The sequence below is a fragment of the Candidatus Foliamicus sp. genome (assembly GCF_965221325.1).
GTDB lineage: Bacteria > Pseudomonadota > Gammaproteobacteria > Steroidobacterales > Foliamicaceae > Foliamicus.
Genome location: NZ_OZ244880.1, coordinates 1,006,743 through 1,026,495 on the forward strand (window position 1 = coordinate 1,006,743; position 19,753 = coordinate 1,026,495).

Sequence of the window (19,753 nt, forward strand, 5' to 3'; positions counted from 1 at the left end):
TTAAGCTGAAAGAGAAATGCATCGATCCGCCACCCTGGGTGACGGCTGGTTTTGCGCGTGTCTCTGCAGCTCGACATGGCTCCGCAGTAAACGCACCCGCTCGCGCGCCTTTCGCACACAATATCCACCGAACACGTTGCCTTGCGACGCCAGCGATCGGCAAGGATGGAGCGCAGCGTAATTCACACCGACATCTCGTTGGCCCGAGCCTCAAGCATCGCGCAACGCTCCATGAGCGCATCGAACGACTCGTTCTCATCGAACAACATGCGGTCTGCAACCATCCTCTCGTAGTCCTCGGCCAGTTCCGCGAGCGCGTCGCCCGAGGGAACCAGCTTAAGTTCTCCGCAAACCGCGGCTGTGTAGTCGATTCGCCGGCCCGAGGCATCGTTCTCGGAAAAGAACACCGATTTGTGTCGCGCAACCGATTGTGCGAGAGGCCGGTCAGAAAGCGCGCGGGCCGCTATTCCAGCTTCGTCGAGGCGCGCCAAATCGTGCCAGTGTCGCGACAAGCGCTCGCCCCTGCGTCGCTGGCGGTGGCAGTAGACGTGTGCGGCAGTCGCTTTTTCCCAGAAAGTGCGTTCCGCCAACATCGTGATTGGGCAAGCTTCCGGGAACGACAGATCGGGCAGATAAGCCGCCGCGTCGCATACGGACGGAAGGGCTTTGTGTGGTTCACCAGTGGATCGTGCGCCGAATTCGATCTTGACCTCCGGCCGCACGAATTCGGTTTCCTCGAAGAGCGGCGCGTAGCGGACATGGAGGCTGTCTCCGTCGGCGCGAATGTTCGCCTTGAAACCCGCTTGCGCGAGCCCGTCGGCCACGACAGGCAAAGCCTGATCCCGGACCCACTCGTCGAGGCGCGCGCGAATCGTGCGCGTCCAGCGCTTCTGCTGGCTGCGCGTGGGAGGGAGCGCCTCTTCGCCCGCCCCGGTCACCAGATCCGGCGCGAAAGCGCGGATGTCGTATGTGATGTCGACATCCTCCGAGAAACGGCGGATTACCCGCCACACTTTTGACAGCGACGTTCCGCCCTTGAAGATCAGGTGTCGAGCGAACGGGGCGCTGAACAGCACTTCGAGCGTTGCGACGACCCAGATGTCCTTCTCCAACAGGAAGGCACGCTGACCGCTTGCGCCCTCCGCCATTTCCAATGTCTCACGGCGGTCCTCGTCCGAAAGGTCTTGGTACTGCGCGTCAGACATTCGCGATGCGTGCGCTTACCGGTTCCGCCATCCAGATGGGCATGACGGCACGTGCTGTGGAGAGCTCTTCCAGGTCCTGCGCGGAGAGGGTCGGAAGAACCGCATCCAGACTCTCCTCGACCTCCCTGGGGCCGAGCCAGGCCAAGGCGCGGATTACGTCGCCGGCTTTTCGGTGTGGCGCCGCGAGTTGCCAGCGCGGCGCGTGGCGCAATTCCACTATGATTTTGCCGAAGTGCAAGCGGCGACTGCGGCCCGAGGTCAGGTACACCTCCCTTATCGGGTTCTGAGTGGTCAGTCCGAGACGATTCGCCGCCGAGCCGCCGCACGGCACGAAGGTCTCACCCCACAGCTCCGAAAGATTCCGAAGCGCTTTTCCGATGCTTGGCCCGCGGCGACCGAACCGGGTCTGGACGCGACGCATGTAGACGCCATGGCAGATGCGCATGAGCTTGCCGGACTTGGCAAGGCGCGATAGAGCCTGATCGACCGCCGCGCGGTTGCCGAGGTGGAGCAGCCCGCCGGGACACAAGGGCGTAGCCTCCGGAAGGGCTTCCACATGTTGCATGATTCTATTTGGAAGGCTGAGCATGTCCCGCATCTCTTGCCACCGTGTCAGAATTGTGACACATAGAATAACACCGGACGAAGGCAAAGCGGCGCAGGCTCGGAACTCTGGCCGTGGAGCGCGATGCGCTGGCGCCATCGGAAATTCGTTCGTACTCTTGTTGGCCCCCTTCGCGGGCTATTTCTTCACGCTTGAACACGGAAAGCAAGTAGACACCAGGACATTCGTGGTCGATCTGCGCGGTGGCCATGGTTGGCGTCGATTCACTTGAATAGTAGTAGTCATGTATGACAACATATCGCATGAACAACGATACGCGACCGATCGGGTGGGTTCGTGCAGGGCGTTCAGACGCCTAAGGCAGAGATCGACCTTATCCGTGCGCGTCTTGGGCGATTGAGGAAGGAGCTATTGCGATGAGCGATGAATTCGAACTGGTTGAGGGGAGCGGCAATGTCTTTCGTGACCTTGGTGATCCCGATGCTGATATTAAGCAGGCCAAGGCCATTCTGGCGGCCCGGATCATCGCCGAAATCGACGGGCGTGGGCTTAGTGTGCGCAAGGCGTCAAGTATGACTGGCTTTGCCGCAGCGGATTTCTCGCGCATCCGTAACGCCGACCTCGGCCGGTTCACGCTGGACCGGCTGATGAGGATGCTCGCCGCTCTGAACGATCATTTGTGTGTAACGTTGCGCGTCAGCCAACGCGAGATGGGCCGAGCTACGATGGCGACTTGACGCCTGCCATTCTTTCTTTCGGACCGGCGGGGCGTTTGCCGCGCCGCATTCAATCAGACGGATCAGGGTAGGGGGTCCAATTCTCCCGCCAGCGCATTGCTTATTCGCGCTACCAGAGCGCGGCCGCGGGCGTTCAAACGCTCCTGCTGCCCGGCGTCGGGGCGCAGGGCCTCGATTTCTTCGCGCACGTTTAGGCCGTGGCGTTCCAGCACTGTTTCCAGCGCTGCGAGGCGGTCGATAAGGATGTAGAGCTCGTGTGTGAGCGTGAGCACAGCTTGGCCTACGCCCGCGATGTCTTCCGGGGCTAGCGTGGGGCGGTCCGGGTTATTGAAGGACTTCGGATCGGCCTTCATGCCTGCTTGCGGGCGCTTATCACGTAAGGATAGCCGCCGGGGCCCAGGGCCCGGCCATCTGCGTTCTCGAAGCCGGCGTCCTGGAGAGCGGCGACCTGGTCCAGGCCGGCGGATTCGCGCCAGAAGGGTTCGCCGCCGTAGCGCGCGAGTTGGTCGGCGCGCCATTCGTCGAGCTTGTTCATGTCCGCATAGCGGGCCACGTCGCTCATCAGGAGGTCGCCGCCCGGACGCAGCACACGGAAGGCTTCGGCGAAGGCGGCGCGGATCGCGTCGGCCGGCATTTCGTGGAGCAGGATGTAGGAGGTGACCAGGTCGAAGGATTCGTCGTCGAAACCGGTGTGCTCGGCGGCGCGCTGGTAGAGTCGCCAGGCGTGGCCGCAGGCGTTGCCGGTTCGCAAGGCGTGCTCCAGCATCCGCAGCGACAGGTCCACGCCGGTAATTTGCGCATCCGGGTAGGTTTCGGCCAGCGCCTGGGTGTAGTGGCCCGAAGAGCAGCCCATTTCCAGGATGTGGTCGTAGCTGTCCTGGGGCGCCAGGCCGGCCACCATGCGCCGCTGCTTGAAGATGCCGCCGGGGTAGGTGGCTTCCACGATCATTCGGTGCACGATTTCCCCGTGTACGCAACCCATGTACGGATGTCCGTCCCAGCCGCCGCGCGTGCGGTGAATTTCCACGCCGTCCCAGTAGGCGGGGGGTTGGAAGCCCTCGTCGGTGAACAAACGCGATGGTCCCTCGTCGTAGCGTTGGAGTAGTTCGACGGCCTCGTCCTTGACTTCCTCGAAAGCGTCCAGCGCGATCAGACCGTGCTGGCGCGAGTGCCACTCGCCAATGGTCTGCTGAGCGCGGTAGGCGGGCGCCTGGGAAACAACCCGCGTAACGGCCTCGTGGCGCTCATCAAGATCGTCCGGCAGCGCAGCGCCGTCCGCGAAATTTTCCTTTAGCTGCTCCTGAACATCCTGCCGCGTCTTGCCCGTTCCATGAAACATGTGGGCCAGAAAGTCCACCGAAGCGCGTCCGCGCTGCCGTAGCCGTGGTTGAAAGGTGTTGTTCATGCGGCGGGGCCCTCGATTTTTTCCAGTTCCTCGTGGGTAAGACGATAGCGGGTGAGCAGGAAAATTGCCACACATCCGACCAGAGTGGGCACGTAGGACATGCCCAGCAGCAGCGCCCGTGACACTTCGGGTGTTCGCAGCGCTTCGTCCGGCAGGCTGCTGTCGAAGCCCGCGATGCGCAAGGCCCAGCCCACGATCAGCGGCCCCATTGCGAACGTGAATTTCTCCACGAAACTGTACACCGCCGTATAGACGCCCTCGCGCCGCACCCCGGTTCTGCGGGTGTCGAATTCGATGGTGTCGGTGAGCATCGACATGGCCATCACGATGTTGCCGCTGGCGGCGACAGCAATGATCGCGGCGCGCGCCAGGATATAGGGCAGGGGTTCGACCGGCCCGGCCAGCATCCAGCTCGACACGCCCGCCAGATAGCAGAACGCCGCCAGCAGGTAGGTGTTGCGCTTGCCGATGCGCTTGGAAATCGCCACCAGCAGCGGGGTGCTCAGCGTGGACACCAGTGTCACCACGATCCCGTAGAAGAACAGAATGCTGAGCGGTAGCTGCAGGTAATGCACGACAAAGAACACAATCGTGGCCTGCGAAGAGGCGATACCCAGCAACTGCGCCGCCTTGACCGCGATCAGGCGCAGGAAATGCGGATTGCGGCGGATCGGGCTGAATTGGCGAAACACGTTGATTCGCTCTACCCCGGCGTCCGTGAACCTTGCCCGCGCGGTGCCGAAATAGGCGGTCAGCATGGAGACCAGAATCACAAGCGCACCGCCTACGCCCAGGGCGGCATAGGCGTTCCACTTCTCGCGCCCTAGCTGGTCCAGCGTCAGAGGCGCGACGGAGGTGGCAAGAAACACGCCGCTGGCAATGAACACCATGCGGTAGCCGTGGATGGCCGAACGCTCGTGGTAGCTGTCGGTCATTTCGGCCGGCATGGCCATGTAGGGCACGTTGAACAGCGTGTAGCCGATGGTGTAGAGCGACAGGGCAAGGAAGATGTAGGCGGCAGTGAGCCATTGGACATCGAAAATCGGCGTGGTGAAGATCAGCGCGAAGGCCAGCGAGGACACGAAGGCGCCCACCAGCAGAAAGGGCCGCCGCCGGCCCGCAGCGGACTTGACCCGGTCGCTCCATCCGCCCACCACCGGGTCGCTGACCACGTCGAGGAGCTTGGTCAGGAAGACCAGGGTGCCGGCGATGCCGGGGTCTATGCCCAGCACGCTCACCATGTAGAACAGCGCCAGCACGCTGACCGCGTTCATCAGCAGCGCCACGCCGAGGGCGCCGGCGCCCCAGGACACGCGGATGCTGGCCGGAATCAAGCCGCGCCCTCTACTGACGGATCAGGAACCCAAGCGCTGCCCCGCTCAGGTTATCAGCCGTTCCTTCGCTGCCGCACCGTGGATCATGACGTCCATGTACGGCGTGGCAAGCATCGACTCCGGGTAGCTCGGGGGCGGCGGCGACAGCGCGTCCAGTTCGGCCAGCGTTGCGTCATCCAGTGCGAGGTCCGCGCATTCGAGGTTTTGCTTGAGCTGCTTGAGGTTGCGCGCGCCTAGGATGGGAAGCACGGTGGTCTGGCGGTGCAACAGCCAGGCGAGGGCCAGCGTTGCCGGCGCGCAGCCGAGTTTGTCGGCCACTTCCTGCAAACCCTGCGCCACTTTCAGGTTATGCGGCGTAAGCAAGCGGCCCCCGGCCTCTCCGCCCAGGCGCCCGTCGCCGCTGACCGCGCCGTCCTTCGAAAGCGTGTATTTCCCGGTCAGCGCGCCGAACAGCAGCGGACTCCAGGCGGTGATGGCCATGTTCTGGAACTCCGCCAGCGGAAAGAAGGCGTTTTCGATGCTGCGTTCGGCCAGGTTGTACTGGAGTTGCAGGGCGGTGAAAGCTGTCCATCCGCGTTCCGTGGCAGCGGCATTCACCGCGGCTACCCACCACGCGGCCGCGTTGGATATGCCGATATGCAGAATCTTGCCAAGCCGCACCTGGTCGTCGAGGGCGCGCATAACTTCCATCGGCGGCGTCACGCCATCGGAGGCATGCACCCAGTAGAGATCGAGGTAGTCGGTCTTGAGCCGCTTCAGACTGCCCTCCAGCGAGCGCACCAGATTGCCGCGGTGATTGCCGCCGGCGTTGGGGTCGTTGGGGTCGGTGTTCAGCGAATACTTGCTGGCCAGCACGATGCGTTGGCGGTCCTGGCCCAGGAAGCGCCCCAGCATGCTCTCGCTTTCGCCCATGCCGTACATGTCGGCCGTGTCGATGAAGTTGCCGCCGGCCTCCAGATAAGCGTCATAGACTTCTCGGCAGTCCTTTTCCCCGGAATACAGGTGGGCGGTGCCGCCAAAGGTCATCGTGCCCAGGCAGAGTTCCGATACACGCAGGCCGCTGGCCCCCAAGAGTCTTAGTTTCATTTGTGTTGCGCTCCCGGCGCCGACGGCCCGCTTGGGGCGGGTTCGCGCGCCATCTGATGGTACTGAGGGTTGGGATTCATGCCGGTGGCCATGGCCAGCCGGTTGCTGAAGTTGAAGAAGCCGGTCACGGCCGCGATATCGAAAATCTCGCGCTCGCTGAAGCCGGCTTCGCGCAGCCTGGCGCGGTCGCCGTCGCCGGTTTCCGTGGGCCGGGTAGTGACCTTCCAGGCAAAGTCGAGCATGGCCTTCTGGCGGGGCGTCACATCCGCCTCGCGGTAATTCATGACCAGCACTTCGCCGAGCAGGGGGTCGCCCGACAGCTTGCGCACGGCCGCGCCATGCGCCACCAGGCAATAGAGGCAGTGGTTGGCCGAGGAAACCACCACCGCAATCATTTCCCGCTCCAGCTTGCTCAAGCCCGAATCGGCCAGCATGAGTTCGTCGTAATACTCGCGAAACGCGCGCAATTTCTCGCTTGAAAAGGCATGGGCGGTTAGTACATTCGGAACGAAGCCGAGCTTTTCCTCGCAAAGCGCCAGGTAGTCGCGCATGTCCTCATCCAGCTCGCGCCGTTCAAGCGGCGGGATGTCCAAGGCCATGACCTTCTCGTGATTGCTCATGCTGCCTCCTGCCGGGTCGCCGCAAATTCGGCTTTGCCGGTCAGAATCAGTTCGTACACTTCCCGGGCGCGCCCGCCGATGCGCTCCAGCAGCTTCTCGTGCGAGCCTTGCGCCGCTTCGCGCCAGAGCGCCCGCTGCTGGTCGGTCAACGTGCGGAACGACACACGGCCGGCGTCCTGCCACTCGCGTTCCTGTTCGGCGATGACGCGGCGCACGATATCGCGACCTTCCTGCTGTCCGTCCAGTGCGTTGGTCAGCACCTGGCGCACTTCCTCGGGCAAAGACGAATACCACTCGGAGTTGGCGAACCGCACGCCGGAGTCGTAGGCATGGCGGGTGAGCGTGTAATGCGGCGCTTCCTCGGCGATGCCGGAGAGCAGGTACTGGCCAGCGCCGCTTTGGCCGCAATCGACGAGGCCGGTCTGCAAGGCCGGAAGGGTCTCGTCGAAGGGCAGGGGGATGTTGTCCGCGCCGATCGTTTCGGTGAATACCTGCGGTGCAATGGCAGTGGAGGCGCGCATTTTCACTCCGCGAAACTCGTCCGGCTCGGTGCGGGGCTCGCGGCAATACACGTGATTCCAACCCACTTCGCTCCACTGGATGAAAGTCAGGCCCCGTTCGGCAAGCATTTCGGTGAACAGCGGCGTCAGGTAATGGTCGCTGACGAAATCGACTTCCTCGAAGCTGTCAAAAAGATACGGGGCGAGGATAACGCTCAGTTCCGGTACCACGCTGGACATCCCGTGCAGCGAAAGTCCGGCGTATTGCACCCGCCCGCGGCGCACATTGGCGAGTATGGTTTCCTCGGTGCCGAGCTGACCATTGACGAATAGCTGCAACTCCAGGCCGGGGTGAGCTGCCGCCTTGACGCGCCGCTCGAAGCGCAGCCACTCCTCGTGCCAGGGCGTGTTGATTGCGCCGGATGCGCCTACCACAACAACCTGTTTATCGGCCCCGGCGTCCTGCTCCGAATCGCCGCCGCAGCCTGCAACCAGCAGCGCTGCCAGGAATGTTGCGGCGCGCAGAAGGCTGGCAGGCCCCGCTCCGCTTTTCGGCGAAGCCGTCGGCGCGCGCAAGCTATACGTCGTCGCCACCGACCGTGATCAGTGTGCGGCCGAACAACTCTCGATTTTCGAAAGCCGCGTGCATGGCCGGCGTTTCCTCCAGCGTGGCCACCTTTTCAATCGGAATCCGCCATTGGCCGCTGGCCAGTTTGTTCTCGATTTCGGCGTCCTCCGCGCGGCCGGTACGTGCCTGGTGAAAGAACTGCACGAATCCGGTCACGCTGATGCTCTTGCCCACCAGAAAGGAAATGTCCACGGTCGGCGCGGAGCCGCCCATGGCGCCGATGTAGATCACGTTGCCCAAGGGAGCACAGGCCGCATAGTTCAGGGGCGCATTGGGACCCTGTACGCCGTCGATAATCACGTCGGCGCCGCGGCCGCCGGTCAATTCCTTTACCTTGTCCGGCCAGTCTTCGGCCCGGTAGTCGAGCAGATGATCAGCGCCGAATTGCTTGGCCCATTCTGCCTTCCTGCTGTCGCCCACCAGCCCGAACACGGTGGCGCCGGCCTCCTTGGCGATCTGCGTAGTGAGGACGCCCACTGCGCCTGCCGCCGAATGCACTACGACTGCCTGTCCCGGCTGAACGCGCCCGGCGGAATGCACAAGATGCCAGGAGGTGGGTGCACAGGTCGAAAACGTGGCGCCCAGGCGGTAGTCGAAGCGGTCCGGGATGGGCACCAGCCCGGCGGCCTTGGCCACCGCGAACTCGCCATTGCCGTTCCATTGTCCGTGCACCGCCACGCGGCTGCCTTCAAGCGCGGAATCGACGCCGGCGCCGGTTGCCACCACTCGCCCGGAGTACTCGTAGCCGGTCACGAACGGAAATCCGGGATGCATCCACTTGATGCGGTCGGCGCGCGCATGCGTGTCCAGCGGATTGAGCGGCGCATAGGCCACCTGTACGCATACTTCGCCTTCTCCGGGCGAGGGCGTCGGGATTTCCTTGATTTGCAGCGATTCCGGGCCGCCTGGCGCTTCGGCCACAACGGCGCGCATGGTGTTGGGCATCGGGGCTCCTCCCTACTGGGTAAATAAGTCATTGTACCCACCTGCTCTTGGGGGCTGTTTCGCGAATTCCGGAGTCTTGCACGGGCGACGCGGGGCGGGGCCGGCGGTATGATGATGCGCGCCCGGCGCGGGTTTTGGCCTCCGTCGGCAACTTTTTTCCGCAGAGCGAGTGTTTCGATGAAAAAATTGCTGCTTTCCTTGGTTCTGACGGCGCTTGGCGTCGCGCATGCGCCGGCTGGCGCCGAAACCGTTGCCGTGATCGGCACCGGCATGATGGGCGGCTCCATTGGTCCGCGCATGGCGGAACTCGGGCATACCATCGTTTATGGGTCGCGCTCTCCGGATAGCGAGCGCATTGAGCGGCTGTTGGAGCGCACGCCGGGGCCGGCGAGCGCGAAAACGCAGGAGGAGGCCGCGGCCGCCGGCGAGATCGTGGTTCTGGCGATTCCCTATTTCGCGATGGAGGATGTAGTCACGCGGCTTGCCCCGCACCTGGCCGGCAAACTCGTCATCGATGTCGGCAATGCCGTGCAGGAGGGGCCGGACGGCTTTCCTCTACCTGAAGCCACGACCTCGTCGGGCGAATTGGTGCAGAACTCTGTGCCCGAAGCGCGGGTGGTGAAGGCCTTCAATTCCGTGGGGTTCCATGTCCTGCTCGACCCGGCACGCGCCAACGGGCCGGTCACGGTGGCGGTGGCCGGCAACGACGAAGCTGCCAAACAGTGGGTCATGGAGCTGGCTCAAGCCTTCGGATTCGAGACCATGAACCTGGGGCCCATCCGCATTTCGCGCATTCTGGAGGGCATGTCCGCCCTCTATCGCGTTCCGCATTTTGCCGGCCGCAGGGAGGATACCTTCGAGTTTTATCTGCGCCGTGTTTCCGGCCCCGCTCCGGAGGAAACGCGGGCCATCCGTGGCCGTTGAGAGCGCTTGGCGTTGAGCGGCTGCCTCTCGCGTCCGTGTTGAGCACGGAGAGCCGACCGTGAAAGACACGGCACAGCGCGTTCTCGCCTTCCTGAGCGTTGTGGAGCGGGCCGTTGCCGGCGCCGCGTTCGCCTTGCTGGTGGCGGTGATTTTCGGCGACGTGGCGATACGGGTCATTAGCGGTTCGGGACTCTACTGGGCGCGCCAGATCGGCGTTTACGCCAACGTGATCGTGGTGATGTTCGGTATCGGGCTTGCCTCGGCCGCCAATTCGCACCTGCGCCCGCGCTTTGCCGATGGCTGGCTTCCCAAGTCCTGGGGGCCGTTTCTCGATCATTTCAGCGAAGTGCTGATGGCCTTGTTCTGCCTGGTGTTCGCCGTGGTGGCCTTCGACCTGGTGCGCAGCACCTACCTGCTGGACGTGCGCTCCGTGGTGCTGCGCATCATCGTCTGGCCGATCCAGGGCGTGATTCCGCTGGTGTTCGCGCTGGCTACCTTGCGCCACGCTCTGTATGCGCGCTGGCCCGACCTCAAGCCGCCGGAACGCGGCGCATTGGCCGACACGCAAGCGGCCAAGCTCGACCCATGACCGGAGCGCTGGCCATAGTCGGCGTGGCGCTGGCGCTGCTGGCGCTGCGCCAGAATCTGCTGGTGGTGCTGGGCGTCGCCACCGGCATGGCCTACTGGTTTTGGGGCGACGCACAGATACAGAACATCATCAGCGATGGTTGGGACGGCCTCAATCGCGATGTGCTGCTGTCGATTCCGATGTATTTGCTGGCCGGCGCCATCATGGCGCGCGGGGCCATCGCCAGCCGCCTGATCCGTCTGGCGCGGGCCTTGTCGGCGCCGATTCCGGGCGGCCTCGCCATCGCAACGGTGCTGTCCTGCGCGATGTTCGCGGCGGTGACCGGTTCGGGCACCGTGACCTTGCTGGCGGTGGGCGCCGTGATGTATCCGGCTTTGCTCGAAGCCGGCTACAGCAAGCGCTTTGCGCTGGGCGCCCTATGCGCCGCCGGAACCTTGGGGATCGTGGTGCCGCCCAGCATTCCCCTCATTCTCTACGGCGTAATGACGCAAACCTCGATTTCCGAACTGTTCATTGCCGGCATTGGTCCCGCCCTGCTGCTGACCGGCTTCATGAGCATTTACGCGATCGCGCGCAACTGGCGGTTTCGGCTGGGTGGCTGGCGCTATCGCGAAATCGCCTTGGCACTCAAGGAAGGCATCTGGTCGCTGCTCATGCCGGTCATTATTCTGGGCGGCATCTACAGCGGCTTTTTCACCGCTACGGAATCGGCGTCCATCGCCGTGGTCTATGGCTTCTTCGTGGAAATCTTCATTCACCGCGAAATGCGTTTCAAGGAAATCATGGAAGTCGCCACCAGCACCACGCGGCTGATGGGTTCGCTGTTTCCGGTGCTGATGATGGCGCTGGCGCTGAACATGTTTCTGACCTACGAACAGGTGCCGGACCTGGCCGTGCAATGGCTATCCGCGCGCATCGATTCACTGCCCGGTTTCATACTCCTGATGAACGCCTTCCTGCTGCTGGTGGGATGCTTCATGGACATCGGTTCCGCCATCCTGATCCTGGCGCCGCTGCTGCAGCCCATCGCGCTGGCCCAAGGCATGGATGCCGTGCATTTCGGCGTGGTGATGGTGGTGAACCTGGAGATGGGGTATCTGACACCGCCGATGGGATTGAATCTGATCGTGGCGATGACCGCCTTCAACGAATCGTTCGGGGAAATCTGCCGCGCCGTGCTGCCGTTCCTGTTCCTGATGCTGGCGGCGCTGGTCACCGTTTCCTTCTGGCCTGGCCTGTCGCTGTTTCTGCTGCAATAGCGGCGCGTTTGGTCCGGTCCGATTCGACTGGGCTCGGCGTTTACTCCGCTTTTGCAAACAGGACGATGCGATTGCTGTTCGTGCCCCGGGAGTTGTTGGCGACTCCCCAGCAATTCGATGTCTTGGTGAATTGCTGCTGATTGACCATTACGCCGAGCAGCGTCAGCGGCAAGCCACGCGCCGCGTCGATCACCTGTTCTTCCAGCCGCAGCGTGGCTTTCCTGACCTCGCCGACCTCGAACGCGATATGACCGCCCGGCCGCGTAATCCGGGTTAGCTCTGCAAGCGTGGCGGACACGAAGCGCCGCCAGTCGTCAATGCTGCGGCACTGCGTGATCGAAACCGCCTTCGGGTCCACTCCGATGAACCAGCAGCGCAGCCAATTGTCGGTTTCGTAGTCCACGATATCGAGAAACGGCGGCGAGGTTACGGTCAGGGCGACGCTGGCGTCGGGAATCTGCGGGGTATTGTCCGAACGCTCGGTCAGGAACATGCCACGCGCTGCTTCCGGCTTGCTCTGCGAGAGCAGCGCCCGGGATTTCTTTGCAACAAGCGCGGGAACGTCCCGCAACGGCGGAAACTGTTGCCTGCGCGCATTGATGCGTCGCTGACGCTCGACGGTAACCGCCTGGTTGGGAGGCAGGGTGTACACCGAAAAAAATCCCGGCGAGTGCCCGGTGAGGCGATTCAGCGCGACCATCCTTATCCAGGCGTCAACGCGGTCCAGCGTGGCGGCAGCTTCGCGTTCCAGGAGCCAGGCGCGCAGCCCTTCAATCTGGCGAAGTGTTTCCGGGTGATAGAAAACGAGCAGTTCTTCATGCTCCGGGTCGCGGAATCGGCGCCAGGGAATCTCCTTGAGACGCTGCTCGACCGCGCTGATGTCGGGTGGATTGATGCGCGGTTCCACCATCGCCTTGCTGAGCGGATTGGCGTCGTTGCCGAACGGAATGCGTCCCTGCAGCGCTGCCTCGACCGGCGTCGTGCCGCGACCCATGAACGGGTCATAGACGATGTCCTTGGACTGGGTCAGGCGCTTGATGAAGAACGCTGGCAACTGCGGCTTGAAGCAGGCGCGATAGCTTAATTCGTGAATGCGGTTCGCCTGCCGCTGCCGCGCGGTCCAGAACTCGTTGACGAAATAGCGCGTCCCGTAGTGGCGCTCAATCGCCGTGGTCTGGCCGAATTCGTTGAAAGAAGCAAGCCCACCGACAAATTCCGCGCCGGCGCGCGTATCGGCAACTTGCGACGCCTGCATGGGTGGGGATACACCACTTGCTGACGGACTGAAGGCCGTCCTCGGCCTCGGGGCCGCCGGATTGTTCCCGTCCAGCATCACTCGCTTTGATTTTTCTCCGGCGCGCTTTCCAGTGTCTTCTTGAAGACGGTGGTGGCTGCGCCAATCATGGATGACACGTCGCTGAGGTTCGCCGGCACGATCAGCGTATTGCCCTCCCTGGCCAGGTTGCCGAACCGTTCGAGGTAATCCTCCGCAACCCTGAGCTGCATGGCCTTGTCGCCGCCTTCGAGGTTCAGCGCTTCGGCGACTTTCTTCAATCCCTCGGCTGTCGCCTCGGCCACCGCCAGGATCGCGGCGGCCTCGCCCTCCGCTTCGTTGATCTGTTGCTGCTTGGCGGCTTCGGATTCCTTGATGACCCGCTGCTTCTCGCCTTCGGCCTCGTTGATCTTGGCGTCCCGTTCGCCTTCCGAGTGCAGCACGATGGCGCGCTTCTCCCGCTCGGCGCGCATTTGCTTCTCCATGGCGGTCAAAACATCGCTGGGCGGATTGATGTTGCGGATCTCGTAACGAAGCACCTTTACGCCCCAGGGATTGGACGCCTGGTCGAGTTCCTCCACCACCCGCAGGTTGATGTGGCTGCGTTCCTCGAACGTCTTGTCCAGCTCGATCTTGCCGATCTCGCTACGCAGCGTCGTCTGCGCGAGCTGTGCAATGGCGAACAGATAGTCGCCGATTCCGTAGGAAGCTCTCTGGGCATCCATCACCTGCAGGTAGAGCACACCATCCACGCCGACCTGCACGTTGTCCGAGGTAATGCATATCTGCTCTTCGACATCGATGGCCTGTTCCTTCAGTGTGTGGCGGTAGGCAACGCGTTCGAGGAACGGAACGAGTATGTTGAATCCCGCCCCCAGCGTTCTCGAATACTTGCCGAGGTTTTCGACAATGTAGGCACTCTGCTGCGGCACGACCACCGCCGTTTTTATCACGACGATGATGGCGAGCAGGGCCAGAATGCCAGCAACAATCAATCTGACGTCCATTTGCGACTCCTTCCTTTTTCTCTATAGTTCAGCCCGCGGTCGGTTCGCGAACCATTCCTTCAATTTTCAATTCCAGACCATCCGATTGCACGACTCGGGCATCGGCGCCCGCGGCAATCGGCGCCGGACCCACGTTTATCGCGGTCCACTGGGATCCGCGCAGCTTGACTCGTGTCCGCCCGCCGGGAGGGACCAGCTCCTTCACCGCGACCAAGTCCCCGGTAGTCGAGCCGTCAAAGCCCGCGGGGTTCCCCCGCAGCTTGTCGTAGAGCTTGCGTCTGAACAACACCATCGAACCCACGGCGAGAACGGAGAACAGCAGCCACTGGCCCCAGATCGGCAAGGACACTCCCACCACGCCAAGGATTCCCATCAGAATTGCTGCGGCGCCGACGAAAATGAGGTAGAAGGCGGCGTCCACCGCTGTCACCTCGGCGCCCATCAACAAAATGCCCACGACAAGCCAACTCCACCAACTCATATTGCACCTCCCTCGTCCTCTGCCGAATTCTTCTGCAAAGCTTGCGACGCAAATGTAACCGATCCGTCCGCTCTAGTTAGTGTGTCTGGAACAATATCCAATTTAGCCCAGGCTTAAACACCATTAGCCAAAACAACGTAAGCGTCAGCAGGAACGCGGGCACGCCCAGGGCAATCCAAATGCGCATCAGGGTCGAAAACCGCTTGGGAAGCGCATCGCCAGAATGTGCGTCGATCATTTGTCTCAGCCTGATCTGAATCCACACCACAGGAAGCCAGCATGCGCCCACCAGGACAAACATCGCTAGCGACGCCAGGAACCACGCCGAAGAGTACGAAATACCGAGGTATGAGGTTAGCCACAGTCCGGTAGCAAGCTGCAATACGACTGCCGGCGTCGTGAATATCCAATCGGCAAGCACGACGTGGCGGCTCGTGACCCTGATCGCGGCCATGTCGCCGCTTCGGTAGGCGGTCAACATGAAGAAGGCCGTTCCGATTCCGGTTCCGAGAATCAGGGTCGAACTGACGACATGGATCAGCTTGATAAACAAATGGAGTGTCACGTATCAACCCGTCCGCGTGGCGATGTCCCATTCAATGTCGAACTCGCCTGCCGCAGCGGCGAACTCTTTCGCGGACATCAGATCCATGCATGCCATGGCCCCACGTTGCCTCAACTCGTTCCTGGCCATTTTCATCGCCACGATGCGAGCGGGGATGCACGGTATTTCAGGGCCGTGATTGCTGCCTGCAGTCAGGTTCCACGTCCTCGCTACACATTTCCCGGCGCCGTCGCGGCCGATGACGCGAACCTGCATTCCTCCAACATCGCTTCCGAGCGAGACCAATCGCGCGCTGATGCGGGCGAAGAGGCCGGCCTGCTTGGACCAGTCGGAAACGATACCTACCCGCGCCAGCCAGGCCATTAGCCACATGCCGAATTGCTGCCAGCCGAGTTCAAGCCCGGCGTGAAAGGTGATTGTGTTCGCCAACGGATAACGCTTGGGGAACAACTCAAGGTCCGGAACGTCGCAAACGCCCGCCCAGCGGGCGCAGATTGGATGGTCGATCTTGCGAATGTCGAGCCAGCCATGCTTTGTTGTCCACTTACCGTCCTGCAGCACCGAAATTTTCTTTCCTACGTAGCCGAAAACAGCGGCGATGGTGCTATGGCCACGTTCGGTTCTATTCGCTGGCAGGATTGCGGTCTCGATCCGCTCAATGTTGGACATTTCCCTGGCGAGATCATCGACTACGGCCGACGATACGGCAGGCAATGTGCTCGCGCCCGCGACCAGCAAGACACCGCGGCGTTTTGCAGCCGCATCCAGCCTTGAGAAATCGGCAACGAATCGACGGCCATCGGCCAGGTCCACGTAATGGCTGGCGTACCGCAGACAGGCTTCCGCCACGCGGTAATCCTGTTGCTGAAATGGCCCCGCAGTGTGTACCACCACGTTCGGTCGCAGCGCTCCAAGAGCACGCTGGAAACCGGCGCTCGAATGATCCAGCGTGGCGGGCTTGATGGTCCCCTTGCGATCGACCTGCTGCAATTCCCGCACCAAGGCCTCGGCGCGCTTGCTACTGCGGCCGGCGATGACGAGGTCCGCGCTGGTATTTCTCGCCAAGGCACGGCAGATTCGACCACCAAAGTGGCCGTAACCGCCTAGTACAACGATGCGTTGCCCAGCACCTTGAGATATGCCGCCGGAAGTCATCACGTGCTTCCAGCAAACTGCCGCCGGGGTGGATGGCGGAGAAGTAAGCTTGTCAATCCGGTAGCCTGCAGGTGGCGCGCTTGCCGAGCAACCTGTAGCGGTTCCTCGAAACCAACGAATAGATCCCGTCTCGAACGGGCCTCGGAACAAAGCGCATAAAGCGGAGGATGTTCCACGGGAACCGGAGTGCAGACGCGATGGCGACCGCCGCATCGCTCTTGATGAGCGCGTCGCCGGCGCGCACGAGAAGGAATGTCTCGACGCGGTCGATCGACAGGCCATATTCCCTCAGAATCATTTGTCCCTGCGCCGACTGCATGGGGATCAACGTGAATGCATTGCCGGAATCCCGTGCCGTTATGAAATCGATGACGGAACTGCACAGATTGCACATGCCATCGAATACCAGGATATTCGAATCGGTCTTCATGCTACCGACATTATGCGGGCAGGGACGGAATGTTGAGGTCGGCGGTGCGTGCGCAGTCCAGCGCTTCGGAGTAGCCGGCGTCAGCATGGCGAATCACGGCGGTGGCAGGGTCATTCCATAGCACGCGCGCAATGCGCGCGTCGGCCTCGTGGCTGCCATCGCAGCAAATCACCATGCCGGCGTGCTGGGAGTAGCCGATGCCCACGCCACCGCCGTGATGCACCGACACCCAAGTGGCGCCGGAAGCGCAATTCACCAGTGCATTGAGGAATGCCCAGTCCGACACCGCGTCCGAGCCATCTTTCATGGCTTCCGTCTCGCGGTTGGGGCTGGCCACCGAGCCGCCATCAAGGTGGTCGCGGCCGATCACTACGGGAGCTTTCAGTTCACCACTGCGCACCATGGCATTGAACGCCAGGCCCAGGCGGTGGCGATCACCCAGACCCACCCAGCAGATGCGCGCCGGCAGACCCTGAAAACTGATCCGCTGGGCAGCCATATCCAGCCAGCGATGCAGCGCCGCGTCATCCGGCAGCAACTCCCTGACTTTGGCGTCTGTGCGAGCGATGTCCTGCGGATCGCCCGACAGCGCGACCCAGCGAAACGGACCCTTGCCGCGGCAGAATAGCGGGCGAATGTAGGCCGGCACAAAGCCCGGGAAATCGAAAGCGTTTCTGATGCCCGCTTCCAGCGCCATTTGCCGGATGTTGTTGCCGTAATCGACCACCGGAATCCCGCGTTTCCAAAATTCCAGCATGGCACGCACCTGCATCGCCATGGATTCCTTGGCTGCCTTGGCGACGCCAGCCGGATCGGACTGGCGGCGTAAATCGTGCTCCTCCACCGTCCAGCCACGCGGCAGATAGCCGTTCACCGGATCGTGCGCCGAGGTCTGGTCGGACACTGCATCGGGCGCGTAACGCGAATCCTCCTCCATGCGGCGCGCCAATTCGGGGAACACCTCCGCAGCGTTGCCGAGCAAGCCCACCGATAGCGGCTCGCCGCGCGCTCCAGCCGCGGCAATCATTGCAACGGCCTCGTCCAGATCGGCCGCCTGACGGTCCAGGTAGCGTGTACGCAGGCGAAAGTCGATCGCCGTCTGGCGGCACTCCACTGCCAGCATGGATGCCCCTGCCATGACACAGGCGAGCGGCTGGGCGCCACCCATGCCGCCCAGGCCGGCAGTCAGGAACCACTTGCCGCGTAAGTCGCCGCCGAAGTGCTGGCGGCCCATTTCCGCGTAGGTTTCGTATGTGCCTTGCACGATGCCCTGGCTGCCGATGTAGATCCAGGAGCCGGCGGTCATCTGGCCGAACATCATCAGACCCTGGCGGTCCAGGGCGTTGAAGTGCTCCAGCGTTGCCCAGTGCGGCACCAGGTTGGAGTTGGCAATCAGCACCCGAGGCGCGCTGGCGAAGGTGCGCAGCACACCAACCGGCTTGCCGGACTGCACCAGCAGCGTTTCATCCGCCTCAAGGTCTCTGAGCGCATTCACGATGCGTTCGTACGCGTTCCAATTGCGCGCCGCCTTGCCGCGCCCGCCGTAAACCACCAACTCTGCCGGATTTTCCGCCACCTCCGGATCGAGGTTGTTCATCAACATGCGCATCGGAGCTTCCGTAAGCCAGGATTTGCACGCAAGCCTTGCGCCCCGGGGAGCACGAATCAACCGCCTGGAGTTCATCGCCTTGCTCGGCTCATCTGCCACAGCTCTTATATTGCATCACCCGAATCGCAGATTGTCCTTTCTGGAGTGCCCAAGCTTCTTCAAGGCAATCGCCAACCGGCAGGCCGTGGAACGCCCCTCTTGAATACTTGGCGGCAAGAGTTGGCCCCCAGCCCGTAGCTCAATTCAACGGGAGTTTCGGCATCCCACACCGCCAAGTCCGCCAGCTTGCCCGGCGCAATCACGCCGCGGTCGTCGAGCCCCAATGCCCTTGCCGCGTGCGCCGTAACGCCGCGCAAGGCCTCTTCGGGCGTAAGCTCAAAAAGCACGCAGGCCATATTCATGGCAATTAACAACGAATAGAGCGGGGAAGTGCCTGGGTTATGGTCCGTAGCCACTGCCATTGGCACGCCCGCTGTGCGCAAATCGTCTACCGGAGGCTTGCGGGTTTCCCTCAGGTAGTGCCAGGCACCTGGTGCCAGCACGGCAACCGTCCCGGCGCGTGCCATAGCCTCAATGCCGGAATCATCCAGATATTCCAGATGATCGCAGGAAAGCGCGCCCAACTCGGCCGCCATGGCCGCGCCGCCGGAATCGGAAAGCTGCTCGGCGTGCAGGCGCAGGCCCAGATCGAGTTCGCGGCCGCGCTGCAAGACTTCGCGCGCCTCGGAAAGACTGAAGGCCACACCCTCGCAATAAGCATCCACCGCATCCGCCAAACCTTCGGAAACCGCTGCGGACAGGGCCTGCCCGATCACCAGATCCAGGTACTCCCGACGACGCCCGCGGTACTCCGGAGGCAAAGCATGGGCGCCCAGGAAGGTGGTCACCACATCGATTTCAGGCGATTTGCCCAGTTGGCGCGCCACCCGCAACATGCGCAACTCGGTTTCGACGTCCAGACCGTAACCCGACTTGATTTCAACCGTGGTCACGCCTTCCGCAGCCAGCATGGCCAGTCTTGCGCGCGCGTCCCGGTGCAGTTCCGCCTGGCCGGCAGCGCGGGTCGCCATCACGGTCGAGGCGATGCCGCCGCCGCGACGGGCAATTTCCTCATAGGACGCCCCCTGCAGGCGCAAGGCCCACTCGTCAGCCCGGTTGCCCGCATAAACCAGGTGCGTGTGGCAATCGATGAGCCCTGGCGTTACCAGTGCGCCGTCCAGATCCAATATCTGCCCGTCTCCCCGAGCCGGCAGGTCCGCAACAGCTCCTGCCCAAGCGATCCGCTCCCCCTCGATCCGCAACGCGCCACGCTCGATTAGCCCATACGGCGCTCCGTTGGCGCGCATGGTGGCAATCCGGCAATTTCTTAGCTGCAGGCTCACAAGCGCGAATATTGCCCAAAATACGCGGCAATGGGTGCGGATTGATGCAATATA

At 62.6% G+C, this 19,753-nt stretch carries 21 protein-coding genes; 4 read left to right on the top strand and 17 right to left on the bottom strand.

Features of this window, described 5'->3' with window-relative positions; genetic code table 11:
• Positions 1 to 182: 182 nt before the first annotated feature.
• Positions 183 to 1,205 (bottom strand): nucleotidyl transferase AbiEii/AbiGii toxin family protein, encoded by a 1,023-nt coding sequence (locus tag ACWCOO_RS04590; protein WP_446831779.1) that lies wholly within the window; start codon positions 1,203 to 1,205, stop codon positions 183 to 185.
• On the bottom strand, positions 1,198 to 1,794 hold the full coding sequence (locus ACWCOO_RS04595) for a DUF6088 family protein (protein WP_446832000.1): 597 nt from the start codon (positions 1,792 to 1,794) through the stop codon (positions 1,198 to 1,200). Before ACWCOO_RS04595 ends, ACWCOO_RS04590 begins: the two co-directional genes overlap by 8 nt.
• 392 nt (positions 1,795 to 2,186) lie before the next feature.
• On the opposite strand from ACWCOO_RS04595, the gene ACWCOO_RS04600 reads away from it, so the two are divergent.
• Entirely contained in the window at positions 2,187 to 2,507 is a 321-nt protein-coding gene (locus ACWCOO_RS04600; protein ID WP_446831780.1) for a helix-turn-helix domain-containing protein, read from the top strand.
• 62 nt (positions 2,508 to 2,569) lie between these two features.
• On the opposite strand, the gene ACWCOO_RS04605 is transcribed toward ACWCOO_RS04600, so the two are convergent.
• From ACWCOO_RS04605 to ACWCOO_RS04635, 7 genes are read right to left on the bottom strand one after another with little or no spacing between them, the layout of a single operon-like run.
• Entirely contained in the window at positions 2,570 to 2,860 is a 291-nt protein-coding gene (locus tag ACWCOO_RS04605; protein ID WP_446831781.1) for a hypothetical protein, read from the bottom strand.
• The gene (locus tag ACWCOO_RS04610) at positions 2,857 to 3,987 is read right to left on the bottom strand and encodes a class I SAM-dependent methyltransferase (protein ID WP_446831782.1); all 1,131 of its coding nucleotides are present in this window, start codon (positions 3,985 to 3,987) and stop codon (positions 2,857 to 2,859) included. The genes ACWCOO_RS04605 and ACWCOO_RS04610 overlap by 4 nt, the downstream gene beginning before the upstream one ends.
• The gene (locus tag ACWCOO_RS04615) at positions 3,909 to 5,246 is read right to left on the bottom strand and encodes an MFS transporter (protein WP_446831783.1); all 1,338 of its coding nucleotides are present in this window, start codon (positions 5,244 to 5,246) and stop codon (positions 3,909 to 3,911) included. Before ACWCOO_RS04615 ends, ACWCOO_RS04610 begins: the two co-directional genes overlap by 79 nt.
• A gap of 45 nt (positions 5,247 to 5,291) precedes the next feature.
• Complete coding sequence (locus ACWCOO_RS04620) at positions 5,292 to 6,332, bottom strand: aldo/keto reductase (protein WP_446831784.1); 1,041 nt, start codon at positions 6,330 to 6,332, stop codon at positions 5,292 to 5,294.
• On the bottom strand, positions 6,329 to 6,952 hold the full coding sequence (locus tag ACWCOO_RS04625) for a peroxidase-related enzyme (protein WP_446831785.1): 624 nt from the start codon (positions 6,950 to 6,952) through the stop codon (positions 6,329 to 6,331). Before ACWCOO_RS04625 ends, ACWCOO_RS04620 begins: the two co-directional genes overlap by 4 nt.
• The gene (locus tag ACWCOO_RS04630) at positions 6,949 to 8,046 is read right to left on the bottom strand and encodes a TRAP transporter substrate-binding protein (protein WP_446831786.1); all 1,098 of its coding nucleotides are present in this window, start codon (positions 8,044 to 8,046) and stop codon (positions 6,949 to 6,951) included. Before ACWCOO_RS04630 ends, ACWCOO_RS04625 begins: the two co-directional genes overlap by 4 nt.
• Positions 8,030 to 9,025: a quinone oxidoreductase family protein gene (locus ACWCOO_RS04635; RefSeq protein WP_446831787.1), complete on the bottom strand. Its 996-nt coding sequence runs from the start codon at positions 9,023 to 9,025 to the stop codon at positions 8,030 to 8,032. Before ACWCOO_RS04635 ends, ACWCOO_RS04630 begins: the two co-directional genes overlap by 17 nt.
• A gap of 177 nt (positions 9,026 to 9,202) precedes the next feature.
• On the opposite strand from ACWCOO_RS04635, the gene ACWCOO_RS04640 reads away from it, so the two are divergent.
• Genes ACWCOO_RS04640 through ACWCOO_RS04650 form a run of 3 tightly spaced genes read left to right on the top strand, consistent with a single transcriptional unit; the run spans position 9,203 to position 11,797 of the window.
• A complete protein-coding gene (locus ACWCOO_RS04640) occupies positions 9,203 to 9,949 on the top strand; it encodes an NADPH-dependent F420 reductase (protein WP_446831788.1) in 747 nt (248 codons plus the stop codon).
• Between the two features lie 58 nt (positions 9,950 to 10,007).
• Entirely contained in the window at positions 10,008 to 10,538 is a 531-nt protein-coding gene (locus ACWCOO_RS04645) for a TRAP transporter small permease (protein WP_446831789.1), read from the top strand.
• Entirely contained in the window at positions 10,535 to 11,797 is a 1,263-nt protein-coding gene (locus ACWCOO_RS04650) for a TRAP transporter large permease (RefSeq protein WP_446831790.1), read from the top strand. The genes ACWCOO_RS04645 and ACWCOO_RS04650 overlap by 4 nt, the downstream gene beginning before the upstream one ends.
• Positions 11,798 to 11,837: 40 nt before the next feature.
• Here the strand turns inward: ACWCOO_RS04650 and ACWCOO_RS04655 are convergent, their stop codons facing one another.
• The 8 genes from ACWCOO_RS04655 to hutI form a co-directional block, all read right to left on the bottom strand.
• Positions 11,838 to 13,052 (bottom strand): DNA methyltransferase, encoded by a 1,215-nt coding sequence (locus tag ACWCOO_RS04655; RefSeq protein WP_446831791.1) that lies wholly within the window; start codon positions 13,050 to 13,052, stop codon positions 11,838 to 11,840.
• A 77-nt stretch (positions 13,053 to 13,129) separates the two neighbouring features.
• Positions 13,130 to 14,077, bottom strand: coding sequence for an SPFH domain-containing protein (locus ACWCOO_RS04660; protein ID WP_446831792.1), 948 nt, complete (start codon positions 14,075 to 14,077; stop codon positions 13,130 to 13,132).
• Between the two features lie 28 nt (positions 14,078 to 14,105).
• Positions 14,106 to 14,558, bottom strand: a complete 453-nt coding sequence (locus ACWCOO_RS04665; RefSeq protein WP_446831793.1) for an NfeD family protein — start codon at positions 14,556 to 14,558, stop codon at positions 14,106 to 14,108.
• A 76-nt stretch (positions 14,559 to 14,634) separates the two neighbouring features.
• Positions 14,635 to 15,123, bottom strand: a complete 489-nt coding sequence (locus ACWCOO_RS04670) for a DUF2269 family protein (RefSeq protein ID WP_446831794.1) — start codon at positions 15,121 to 15,123, stop codon at positions 14,635 to 14,637.
• 3 nt (positions 15,124 to 15,126) lie between these two features.
• A complete protein-coding gene (locus ACWCOO_RS04675; RefSeq protein ID WP_446831795.1) occupies positions 15,127 to 16,188 on the bottom strand; it encodes a saccharopine dehydrogenase family protein in 1,062 nt (353 codons plus the stop codon).
• A gap of 142 nt (positions 16,189 to 16,330) precedes the next feature.
• Entirely contained in the window at positions 16,331 to 16,708 is a 378-nt protein-coding gene (locus ACWCOO_RS04680) for a thiol-disulfide oxidoreductase DCC family protein (RefSeq protein ID WP_446831796.1), read from the bottom strand.
• 10 nt (positions 16,709 to 16,718) lie between these two features.
• Positions 16,719 to 18,392 (bottom strand): urocanate hydratase, encoded by a 1,674-nt coding sequence (gene hutU / locus ACWCOO_RS04685; RefSeq protein WP_446831797.1) that lies wholly within the window; start codon positions 18,390 to 18,392, stop codon positions 16,719 to 16,721.
• 83 nt (positions 18,393 to 18,475) lie between these two features.
• Positions 18,476 to 19,663, bottom strand: coding sequence for an imidazolonepropionase (gene hutI, locus ACWCOO_RS04690; protein WP_446831798.1), 1,188 nt, complete (start codon positions 19,661 to 19,663; stop codon positions 18,476 to 18,478).
• Positions 19,664 to 19,753: the final 90 nt, after the last annotated feature.